Origin of the sequence: Pseudomonas sp. NBRC 100443, from assembly GCF_030268185.1 — a bacterium.
Classification (GTDB): Bacteria; Pseudomonadota; Gammaproteobacteria; order Pseudomonadales; family Pseudomonadaceae; genus Pseudomonas; species Pseudomonas citronellolis.
In genome coordinates, this window is sequence record NZ_BSQE01000027.1 from 93,409 (window position 1) to 104,069 (window position 10,661).

General features: G+C 66.4%; 11 protein-coding genes. 9 read left to right on the forward strand and 2 right to left on the reverse strand.

Annotated elements, in window-relative coordinates:
* Window positions 1-17 precede the first annotated feature (17 nt).
* The 4 genes from tmk to QSJ95_RS27795 all read left to right on the forward strand — a co-directional run bounded on the left by tmk (window position 18) and on the right by QSJ95_RS27795 (window position 2,876).
* Complete coding sequence (gene tmk / locus QSJ95_RS27780) at window positions 18-650, forward strand: dTMP kinase (protein WP_043267253.1); 633 nt, start codon at window positions 18-20, stop codon at window positions 648-650.
* Complete coding sequence (locus tag QSJ95_RS27785; protein ID WP_043267251.1) at window positions 643-1,629, forward strand: DNA polymerase III subunit delta'; 987 nt, start codon at window positions 643-645, stop codon at window positions 1,627-1,629. The genes tmk and QSJ95_RS27785 overlap by 8 nt, the downstream gene beginning before the upstream one ends.
* Window positions 1,630-1,663: 34 nt before the next feature.
* Window positions 1,664-2,020: a PilZ domain-containing protein gene (locus QSJ95_RS27790; protein ID WP_009621447.1), complete on the forward strand. Its 357-nt coding sequence runs from the start codon at window positions 1,664-1,666 to the stop codon at window positions 2,018-2,020.
* A 79-nt stretch (window positions 2,021-2,099) separates the two neighbouring features.
* Complete coding sequence (locus QSJ95_RS27795; RefSeq protein WP_285646781.1) at window positions 2,100-2,876, forward strand: TatD family hydrolase; 777 nt, start codon at window positions 2,100-2,102, stop codon at window positions 2,874-2,876.
* A gap of 660 nt (window positions 2,877-3,536) precedes the next feature.
* On the opposite strand, the gene QSJ95_RS27800 is transcribed toward QSJ95_RS27795, so the two are convergent.
* Entirely contained in the window at window positions 3,537-4,670 is a 1,134-nt protein-coding gene (locus QSJ95_RS27800; RefSeq protein WP_061561125.1) for an aminotransferase class V-fold PLP-dependent enzyme, read from the reverse strand.
* 84 nt (window positions 4,671-4,754) lie between these two features.
* Between QSJ95_RS27800 and QSJ95_RS27805 the strand changes: the two genes are divergently transcribed.
* The 4 genes from QSJ95_RS27805 to QSJ95_RS27820 all read left to right on the forward strand — a co-directional run bounded on the left by QSJ95_RS27805 (window position 4,755) and on the right by QSJ95_RS27820 (window position 7,740).
* Window positions 4,755-5,393, forward strand: coding sequence for a TetR/AcrR family transcriptional regulator (locus QSJ95_RS27805; protein WP_009621451.1), 639 nt, complete (start codon window positions 4,755-4,757; stop codon window positions 5,391-5,393).
* A gap of 83 nt (window positions 5,394-5,476) precedes the next feature.
* On the forward strand, window positions 5,477-6,445 hold the full coding sequence (locus QSJ95_RS27810) for a GTP 3',8-cyclase MoaA (protein ID WP_285646783.1): 969 nt from the start codon (window positions 5,477-5,479) through the stop codon (window positions 6,443-6,445).
* Window positions 6,446-6,571: 126 nt separating this feature from the next.
* A complete protein-coding gene (locus QSJ95_RS27815) occupies window positions 6,572-7,183 on the forward strand; it encodes a DUF4823 domain-containing protein (RefSeq protein WP_058071007.1) in 612 nt (203 codons plus the stop codon).
* Window positions 7,180-7,740 (forward strand): DUF1285 domain-containing protein, encoded by a 561-nt coding sequence (locus QSJ95_RS27820; protein ID WP_285646785.1) that lies wholly within the window; start codon window positions 7,180-7,182, stop codon window positions 7,738-7,740. The genes QSJ95_RS27815 and QSJ95_RS27820 overlap by 4 nt, the downstream gene beginning before the upstream one ends.
* A gap of 306 nt (window positions 7,741-8,046) precedes the next feature.
* On the opposite strand, the gene QSJ95_RS27825 is transcribed toward QSJ95_RS27820, so the two are convergent.
* Entirely contained in the window at window positions 8,047-9,702 is a 1,656-nt protein-coding gene (locus QSJ95_RS27825; RefSeq protein ID WP_267852269.1) for an electron transfer flavoprotein-ubiquinone oxidoreductase, read from the reverse strand.
* 346 nt (window positions 9,703-10,048) lie between these two features.
* Here QSJ95_RS27825 and QSJ95_RS27830 point away from each other — a divergent pair.
* On the forward strand, window positions 10,049-10,661 hold a 613-nt coding region (locus QSJ95_RS27830), incomplete at its 3' end, for an electron transfer flavoprotein subunit beta/FixA family protein (RefSeq protein WP_285646789.1).

Genomic DNA, 10,661 nt, shown 5'->3' on the forward strand with positions numbered 1-10,661 from the left:
GACAGAAGGAGAGCCGAGTGAGCGGCCTGTTCGTCACCCTGGAAGGCCCCGAAGGCGCGGGCAAGACCACCAACCGCGAGTACCTGGCCGAGCGCCTGCGCGAACGCGGCGTGGAAGTGCAGCTGACCCGCGAGCCCGGCGGCACGCCGCTGGCCGAGCGCATCCGCGAGCTGCTGCTGGCCCCCAGTGACGAGCCGATGGCGGTGGATACCGAGCTGCTGCTGATGTTCGCCGCCCGCGCCCAGCACCTCGCCCAGGTCATCCGCCCGGCCCTGGCCCGTGGCGCGGTGGTGCTCTGCGACCGCTTCACCGACGCCACCTACGCCTACCAGGGCGGTGGCCGAGGCCTGCCGGAGTCGCGCATCGCCGAACTGGAACGCTTCGTCCAGGGCGACCTGCGCCCGGACCTGACGCTGGTCTTCGACCTGCCGGTGGAAGTCGGCCTGGCCCGCGCTGCCGCCCGCGGCCGCCTGGACCGCTTCGAGCAGGAAGGCCGCGAATTCTTCGAGGCGGTGCGCCAGACCTACCTGCGCCGCGCCGCCGCCGAGCCACAGCGCTATCACGTGCTCGACGCCGCGCAGCCGCTGGCGCGCGTACAGGCTGACATCGAGGCCCTGCTGCCGAACCTGCTGGAGCGCCTGCATGGCTGAGATCTACCCCTGGCAGGCCACGCTCTGGCAGCAGCTCAGCGGCCGCCCGCGGCATGCCCACGCCTACCTGCTGCACGGCCCCGCGGGCATCGGCAAGCGCGCCCTGGCCGACAACCTGGTGGCCCTGCTGCTCTGCCAGCACCCGGCCGGCGGCCGCGCCTGCGGCCAGTGCAAGGGTTGCCAGCTGCTGGCCGCCGGCACCCATCCGGACTTCTTCCTGCTGGAGCCGGAAGAGCCGGAGAAGCCCATCCGCGTCGACCAGGTCCGCGAACTGGTGGACTTCGTGGTGCAGACCGCGCAGCTGGGCGGGCGCAAGGTGGTGCTGCTGGAGCCGGCCGAGGCGATGAACCTCAACTCCGCCAACGCCCTGCTCAAGAGCCTGGAGGAGCCCTCCGGCGACACCGTGCTGCTGCTGATCAGCCACCAGCCCAGCCGCCTGCTGCCGACCATCAAGAGCCGCTGCGTGCAGCAGGCCTGCCCGCAGCCGAGCGCCGAGCAGAGCCGCGCCTACCTGGCCAGCGTGCTGCCCGGCGAGGACGCCGCCGCGCTCGACGAACTGCTGGTCCTGGCCGGCGGCTCGCCGCTGACCGCCCAGCGCCTGTACGGCCAGGGCGTGCGCGAACAGCGCGCGCTGGTGGTGGAGGGAGTGAAGAAGCTGCTCAAGCAGCAGATCGCCCCCGGCCAACTGGCGGAAAGCTGGAACGCCGTGCCGCTGCCGCTGCTGTTCGACTGGTTCTGCGACTGGGCGCTGGGCATCCTGCGCTACCAGCTGACCCGCGACGAAGCGGGGCTGGGCCTGGCGGACATGCGCAAGGTGCTGCAGTACCTGGCGGAGAAGTCCACCCAGCCCAAGGTCATGGCGATCCAGGACTGGTTGCTGGAGCACCGGCAGAAAGTCCTGAACAAGGCCAACCTCAACCGTGCCCTGCTTCTCGAAGCCCTGCTCGCGCAGTGGGCAAGCCTGCCGGGGCCGGGCTAGAATCGGCCAATCGGATCATCGCTAGGACAGCCCAATGAGCTTGCCACCGAACCTGGGACCGCGTAACGGTATCCTGTCCCTGACCATCAAGGACAAGTCCGTACTCTATGCCGCGTACATGCCGTTCATCCGCAACGGCGGGCTGTTCATCCCGACCAACAAGACCTACAAGCTGGGCGACGAGGTCTTCATGCTGCTCAACCTGATGGACGAGCCGGAGAAGATCCCGGTGGCCGGCAAGGTGGTCTGGATCACCCCCAAGGGCGCCCAGGGCAACCGCGCCGCGGGCATCGGCGTGCAGTTCAATGACGGCGACAACACTGCGCGCAACAAGATAGAGACGTACCTGGCCGGGGCGCTGAAGTCCGACAGGCCGACCCACACCATGTAAGTCGCGCGCCGCGGCGCGCATGAGCAGAACGCAGGAGGCGCCCGCAGGGGCGCTTCGTCATTTCCGGAGTACCCATTCGATGCTGGTCGATTCCCATTGCCACCTCGACCGCCTAGACCTCGCGGCCCATGGCGGTTCGCTGGACGCCGCCCTGGACGCCGCGCGCGCCCGTGGCGTCGGGCAGTTCCTCTGCATCGGCGTCAGCGCCGACAACGCCCGGGCGGTCAAGGCCTTGGCCGAACGCTACGCCGACGTGCACTGCTCGGTGGGCGTCCACCCATTGGACCTGGAACCCGGCGCAGCCCCGGCCCTGGACTGGCTGCTGGCCGAACTGAACCACCCGCGGGTGGTGGCCATTGGCGAAACCGGCCTGGACTACCACTACGAACCCGAGGCCGCCGAACTGCAGCAGGAAGCCTTCCGCCTGCACCTGGAGGCGGCGAAGCTCACCGGCAAGCCGGTCATCGTCCACACCCGCGAGGCCCGCGCCGACACCCTGGCACTGCTGCGCGAGGCGGCGCTGCCCCAGGCCGGCGTGCTGCACTGCTTCACCGAGGACTGGGAAATGGCCAAGGCGGCGCTGGACATCGGCTTCTACATCTCGCTGTCGGGCATAGTCACCTTCCGCAACGCCGAAGCCCTGCGCGAAGTGGCCCGCCAGGTCCCGGCCGACCGCCTGCTGGTGGAAACCGACTCGCCGTACCTGGCGCCGGTACCGCACCGCGGCAAGCCGAACCTGCCGGAGTACGTGCGCGAAGTGGCCGAGTACCTGGCGGTGTTGCGTGGGGTGAGCTTCGAGGTGTTGGCTGAGCAGACCACGGCGAACTTCAGGCGGTTGTTCCCGTTGGCGGCGTGATGCTCGGTGGTTCGTGCCACCGGATAGCTCCATGCACGGCGAGCCCAATCGCGGACGGAGTCCGCTCCTGCGCCCCGGCAAATATGACACCCGTAGGATGGGTTGAGCGAAGCGATACCCATCGCCGTGGTCGCATGGGTTTCGCCAAGGCTCAACCCATCCTACGAAAAGCGCCTCGGTGCAGTCGGCAAGACAGTTGCTCCTATGCCGCCCAACCCACGGCATTCCCCTGTAGGAGCGGGCCCTGCCCGCGATTTGGCGGATAACGCCCTGGGCGTTATCCGTCCTACGGGTTTCCAGGGTAACGTCAGCGGACGCCGGAATGGCCAAGGTTCGCGAGCAAGCTCGCTCCTACAGGCAGGAAAGGGTAAGCACAGCCCAATTATTTCACGCACATAAAAAAAACCCGGGTTCTGGGGGATGAATCCGGGTCAAGACCATTAGGAGTGTAACAATAAGGTACGCGATCCTCGGTACCTTCACTGGCGGGGCACTTGGGGGGAGATGCCGCACACCAGTAAGTTCAAGTATTGGCCAAGATGGCGGAGCTTCCACAACCGCCCGGCGGTTTTTTAAACGGATTTGGAATACTGCTCCGCCCATGGCCCGCCATTTGCCGCCTGCCCCCGGGGCCAGCCCCCCTGGCTCGCGGGTTGCGGCTTATTCCCGGGCCAGGGCCGAGATGATGGCCAGTGTGTCTTCTATCACGTTTTCCGGGGTGTAGAAGTGCGGCGAGAAGCGCACCCCGGCGCCGCGCTGGATGCAGACTACCTGTTCGGCCTTCAGCCGCTCGTGCAGGCGGGCGTTGTCCCAGCCGTCGAGGCTGAAGGTCAGGATGCCGGCCCGGCGCTCGGGTTGCTGCGGGCTGTGCAGGCGCGCTCCGGGGATGCGTTGCAGGCCATCCTGCAAGGCCTGTACCCGTTCGGCCAGGGCTGCGCCGACCGCCGGCATGCCGAATTCCTCCAGCAGCCCCAGGCTGGCGTCCAGGGCCACGGCGCCGAGCATGTTCGGGCTGCCGCATTCGAAGCGCCGTGCGCTGCGCGCCGGCTGCCAATCGGTCTGGTTGTAGTTGCCGGCGTTTTCCAGCATGTGCCAGCCATATTCCTGCAACGACAGCAGGTCGCGCTCGGCGGCGCGGCAGTAGAACACCCCCAGGCCCTCGGGGCCGAGCATCCACTTGTGGCCGTCGGCCATGGCGAAGGCGCAGTCGTAGGCCTGGGCGTCGAAGGGCAGGGCGCCCAGTTGCTGGATGGCGTCGATGCAGAACAGCACGCCCCGCTGGCGGCAGCCGGCGCCGAGGCGCTCCAGGTCCATGCGCAGGCCGCTGGCGTACTGCACGGCGCTGATCGACAGCAGGCGCGTGCGCGGCCCGCAGGCGGCCAGCAGGTCGGCCTCGGGATCGGCGCCTTCCAGGCTCACCTGGATGACCTCCACCCCGCGCGGCTTCAGGGCTTCCCAGACGACGCGGTTGGAGGGGAATTCCTGGTCGCTGATCACCACCTGGTCGCCGGGGCGCCAGTCGAGTCCGAAGGCCACGAAGGAAAGGGCTTCGGACGTATTCTTCACCAGGGCGACGTCGCCCGTGGTGGCGGCGCCGACCAACTGCGCAAGGCGCTGGCGCAGGCGGTTCTCCACCTGCAGCCACTGCGGATAGTCGCGCGCGCCCAGGCGGATGTTCTCGCTGGCGAAGGCGGCGACGGCGTCGGCGCTACGCTTGGGCCAGGGTGCCACGGCAGCGTGGTTCAGGTAGCGCAGGCCGGGTTCCTGGGGAAACTCTAAAGAAAGCGGATTCATGGCGGATGTTCCGTGCATTTTGTCGCTGAATAGGCATAATACGCGGCTCCGGATTTTGACTATTTTTGACCGAACAGTCTTTTTATGCAGAAAGAGCCACGCAAGGTTCGCGAATTCCGTCGTCGCGAACAGGAGATCCTCGACACCGCCCTCAAGCTGTTCCTTGAGCAGGGCGAAGACAGTGTCACGGTCGAGATGATCGCCGATGCCGTGGGTATCGGCAAAGGCACCATCTACAAGCACTTCAAGTCGAAGGCGGAGATTTACCTGCGCCTGATGCTCGACTACGAGCGCGACCTGGCGGCGCTGTTCCACTCCGAGGACGTCGCCCGCGACAAGGAACGCCTGTCGCGCGCCTACTTCGAGTTCCGCATGCGCGATCCGCAGCGCTACCGCCTGTTCGACCGCCTGGAAGAGAAGGTGGTGAAGAACAGCCAGGTGCCGGAGATGGTCGAGGAACTGCACAAGATCCGCGAGTCCAACTTCGAGCGCTTGAGCCAGTTGATCAAGGAGCGCATCGCCGCCGGCAAGCTGGAGGACGTGCCCGCGTACTTCCACTACTGCGCGGCCTGGGCCCTGGTGCACGGCGCCGTGGCGCTGTACCACTCGCCCTTCTGGCGCGAGGTGCTGGAGGACCAGGAGGGCTTCTTCCAGTTCCTCATGGACATCGGCGTGCGCATGGGCAACAAGCGCAAGCGCGACGGCGATACCCCTGCCGCCTGAACCAATGCCGGCGGCGCTTTCGGGCCGCCGCCGCGGCCCAGCGGGGATATACTGACAGAACCACTCTCCGCCGGAGTCGATAGATGATCGTCGACCGCCAGGGCAGGCGCTTCCGCAACCTGCGCGTCAGCCTTACCGCCGCCTGCAACTACGCCTGCACCTATTGCGTGCCGGACGGCAAGCGCCTGGTCGCCGCGCAGGACGAGCTGTCCGCGCAGAGCCTGGTGCGCGGCGTGGCCTACCTGATCGAGGCCGCGGGCATCGAGCGCCTGCGCATCACCGGCGGCGAACCCCTGGTCAGCCCCAAGCTCGACGAATTCCTGCATGGCGTCAGCCGCCTGGGCCTGAAGGACATCAGCCTGACCAGCAACGGCCAGCTGCTTTCGCGCAAGCTGCCGCTGCTGCTGGAATGCGGTATCCGCCGGCTGAACGTCTCCCTCGACACCCTGGACGCCGCGGCCTTCCGCGGCATCGCCCGCGGCGGCGACCTGGCCACGGTGCTCAAGGGGCTGGACGAGGCCAGCGCCGCGGGCATGAAGGTCAAGGTCAACATGGTGCCGCTGCGCGGGCAGAACCTCGACCAGGTCGTCCCGCTGCTGGACTACTGCCTGGCGCGCGGCTTCGAACTGCGCTTCATCGAGCTGATGCGCATGGGCCACCTGGCCCGCGACGGCAACGCCTTTGCCAGCCAGTTTGTCGGCCTGCGCGAGCTGCTCGAACTGATCGGCCGCGGCCATCCCTACGTCCAGGCCGACGCCCCGGTGGACGCCACCGCGCTGCGCTACGAAGTGCCGGGGTGCGGCTTCTTCGGCGTGATCGCCAACGAAAGCGTACCCTTCTGCCGCACCTGCTCGCGCCTGCGCCTGTCCTCCACCGGCTGGCTGCACGGCTGCCTGTCCTCCAGCAACCGCCACTACGTCGGCGACCTGCTCGACAAGCCGCGCCACCAGGCCCTGCCGGCCCTGCAGCGGCTGCTGGTGAAGGCCCTGGCGGACAAACAGGAAGTGGCCTTCTCCGGCGGCGTCACGGTGATGAAGATCATCGGCGGCTGAAACCTGGCACTTCCGGCCAGGGAATCCAGCTATGAGGTTTTCGGGAGTGACGACAGCCGGGATGGCGCGGAAGCTGCATCCGTCCGGCCAACGCCGGTTTTTCGACGCCGGCCGCGGAGAGATCGAATGCGCTACCTGTTGTTGACCCTGGCCCTGGCTGCGCTGGCCGGCTGCATGAAGCCCAGCGACATGGCCGAACGCACCGGCTACTACATGGGCGACGCCGGCTTCCTCGACCACAGCCACACCCGCCGCACGGGGAACTGGCGGGTGCAGCCGGACTCCTTCATCTACATCGCCCAGGGGCACTTCGTGCCGCCGGGGCATCCCTACGCGCGGCCCAACGTGGTGGCGGAGGAGGCCTTCAAGGGCTTCGTCGAATACTTCCCGCAGGTGCGCCGGGCCAAGGCCCCGGAGGGCCTGGACGAGGCCATGCAGGAGGCGCGGGCGGCCGGCGCCGACTACCTGCTGTACACGCGCTTCGCCCGCGGCGAGGATAATGTGGGAAACTGGGAAGAGTATGAAGACACCGACAACGACGTCGGACGCGACCGTAGCGTGATCCAGGTGATGCTGATCGACACCGGCAACCGCTTCCTGCTGGACAGCGCCACCATCCGCAGCCGCGGCGGTTTCCTGACGTTCTACGACGCCCGGCCCGAGGACCTGATCGGGCCGCCGCTGGAAGACTACGCCCGCAGCCTGCTGGGGGTGAAGGCGACCGAGGAGTTCCAATGACCGATACAGGCAAGGCCGGCGACCTGCTGGCGCAGATTCCCGCCGGCAAGGGCCTGCCGCCCGTGCACCTGTGGAACCCGCCGTTCTGCGGCGACATCGACATGCGCATCGCCCGCGACGGCACCTGGTACTACCTGGGCACGCCCATCGGGCGCAAGCCGATGGTCAAGCTGTTCTCCAGCATCATCCGCCGCGATGGCGACGACTACTTCCTGGTCACCCCGGTGGAGAAGTGCGGCATCCGCGTCGACGATGCGCCTTTCGTCGCCGTGACGCTGAGCGTGGAAGGGCAGGGCGAGGCCCAGCGACTGCGCTTCACCAGCAACGTCGAGGACGAGTTCGTCGCCGGCCCCGAACACCCGATCCGCGTCGACATCGACCCGCAGACCCAGGAGCCGGCGCCCTACGTGCTGGTGCGCAGCAACCTGGAGGCGCTGATCCACCGCAACGTCTTCTACCAGCTGGTCGAACTGGCCGTGCCGCGCCTGATCGATGGCCGGGAATGGCTGGGCGTGTGGAGCGGCGGCGAGTTCTTCGCCATCGGCCCGCAGCCGTGACCGGCGGGTCCCGGAGCGGCCGGTAGTTCGCGGAAGGTATCGCTACAGCGGTTGGGGCCTCAAGCCCCTGCGCCCGTACTCCTTGTAGGAGCGCGCCCTGCGCGCGATTCGCGGGCAGGGCCCGCTCCTACGAAAAGCCGTGCTCGCCTGCAATGTAGTCGTAGGATGGGTTGAGCGAAGCGATACCCATCACCACGACCGCATGGGTTTCGCAGGCTCAACCCATCCTACGAAGAGCACCTCGGCGCAGGCACAAAAAAACGCCGTTTCCTGTGAGGGAAACGGCGTTCTTTCTACGCGAGGGTCTTACATATTGGGATAGTTCGGCCCGCCGGTGCCTTCCGGTGCGATCCAGGTGATGTTCTGCGCCGGGTCCTTGATGTCGCAGGTCTTGCAGTGCACGCAGTTCTGCGCGTTGATCTGGAAGCGCTTGCTGCCGTCGTCGTTGCTCACCACTTCGTACACGCCGGCCGGGCAGTAGCGCTGCGCCGGTTCGTCGTAGAGCGGCAGGTTCTTGGCGATCGGCACGCTCGGGTCGGTCAGCTTGAGGTGGATTGGCTGGTCTTCCTCGTGGTTGGTGTTGGAGAGGAACACCGAGGAGAGCTTGTCGAAGCTCAGCTTGCCGTCCGGCTTCGGGTAGTCGATCTTCGGCGCTTCGCTGGCCTTCTTCAGGCAGGCGTAGTCCGGGGTGGTGTCGTGCAGGGTGAGCGGAATCTTGCCGCCGAAGAAGTTCTGGTCGATGAAGTTGAAGGCACCGCCGCCGATGGCGCCGAACTTGTGGATGGCCGCGCCGAAGTTGCGGCTGCGGAACAGCTCGTCGTACAGCCAGCTGGCCTTGAAGGCGTCCACGTAATTGCTCAGCTCGTCGCCGCCTTCACGGCCGGCGGCCAGGGCTTCGGCGATGGCCTCGGCGGCCAGCATGCCGGACTTCATGGCGGTGTGGCTGCCCTTGATCTTGGCGAAGTTCAGGGTGCCCAGGTCGCAGCCGATCAGCGCGCCGCCGGGGAAGACCATCTTCGGCAGCGAGTTCAGGCCGCCCTTGCAGATGGCGCGGGCGCCGTAGGCCACGCGCTTGCCGCCTTCGAGGTACTGCTTGATCACCGGGTGGTGCTTGTAGCGCTGGAACTCGTCGAAGGGCGACAGGTGCGGGTTGCTGTAGGACAGGTCGATGATCAGGCCGACCACCACCTGGTTGTTCTCCAGGTGATAGAGGAAGGAGCCGCCCGGGTTGTCGTCGTTCAGCGGCCAGCCGGCGGTGTGCACCACCAGGCCCTGGTCGTGCTTGGCCGGGTCGATGTCCCAGATTTCCTTGATGCCGATGCCGTAGTGCTGGGCGTCGGCGTCGCTGTCGAGCTTGTACTTCCTGATCAACTGCTTGCCGATGTGGCCACGGCAGCCTTCGGCGAACAGGGTGTACTTGGCGCGCAGCTCCATACCCGGGGTGTAGTACCCTTCTTTCGGATTGCCTTCGCGGTCGACGCCCAGGTCGCCGGTGACGATGCCGCGGACTACGCCGTTCTCGTCGATCAGCGCTTCCTGGGCGGCGAAGCCCGGGTAGATCTCGACGCCCAGGCCTTCGGCCTGCTGGGCCAGCCAGCGGCACAGGTTGCCCAGGGAGATGATGTAGTTGCCCTCGTTGTGCATGGTCTTGGGCACGAAGAAGTTCGGCACCTTGGTGGCGCCGGTCTCGTTCTTCAGGACGTAGATGTCGTCGCGCTTGACCGGGGTGTTCAGCGGGGCTTCGAGTTCCTTCCAGTTGGGGAACAGCTCGTTCAGCGCGCGGGGCTCGAACACGGCGCCAGAGAGAATGTGGGCGCCTACTTCGGAACCCTTCTCGACCACACAGACGCTGATTTCCTGACCCGCGTCGGCGGCCTTCTGCTTCAGTCGGCATGCGGCGGACAGACCGGCAGGGCCGGCGCCGACGATGACGACGTCGAATTCCATGTATTCGCGTTCCACTTCTCGATCTCTCCTAACTCAAGGCTCTACAGGCTATTTGTTGGTATGGGGCCGGGGGCGCTACCCCGGACAGAGCGGGGCGCAATTATAGCGACAGGGCCCAGCATAGTTATACCCCCCGTTTTGGGCAATACAAACGTTTGTTTGAAATGCGCGGAAGCCTGATAGAATCGGCTTCCGCGCCTTATGAACGGGCATTCACGCGTATTGACCCGACAGGGCGATGCGGTCAAGATAGCCACGGTTTTGCGGTCGCGGTCTCGCTGGATGTAGTCGCAGATGGCGTGCACTACCGGCCAGGCCTGTCTGGCGACATTCCTATTCACCGGAGAAAAACGAGGAATCCATGAAGGTTCTTGTAGCTGTCAAACGAGTGGTTGACTATAACGTCAAGGTCCGCGTCAAGGCGGACAACTCCGGCGTCGATCTCGCCAACGTGAAAATGTCCATGAACCCCTTCTGCGAAATCGCCGTGGAAGAGGCCGTGCGTCTGAAGGAAAAAGGCGTCGCCACTGAAATCGTCGCCGTTTCCGTCGGCCCGACCGCGGCCCAGGAACAACTGCGTACCGCCCTGGCCCTGGGCGCCGACCGCGCCATCCTGGTCGAGACCAACGAAGAACTGAATTCCCTGGCCATCGCCAAGGCCCTGAAGGCCGTGGTCGACAAAGAGCAGCCGCAGCTGGTGATCCTCGGCAAGCAGGCCATCGACAGCGACAACAACCAGACCGGCCAGATGCTGGCCGCGCTGACCGGCTACGCCCAGGGCACCTTCGCCTCCAAGGTCGAAGTGGCTGGCGACAAGGTCAACGTCACCCGTGAAATCGACGGCGGTCTGCAGACCGTTGCGCTGAACCTGCCGGCGATCGTCACCACCGACCTGCGCCTGAACGAGCCGCGCTACGCGTCGCTGCCGAACATCATGAAAGCGAAGAAGAAGCCGCTGGACGTGGTGACCCCGG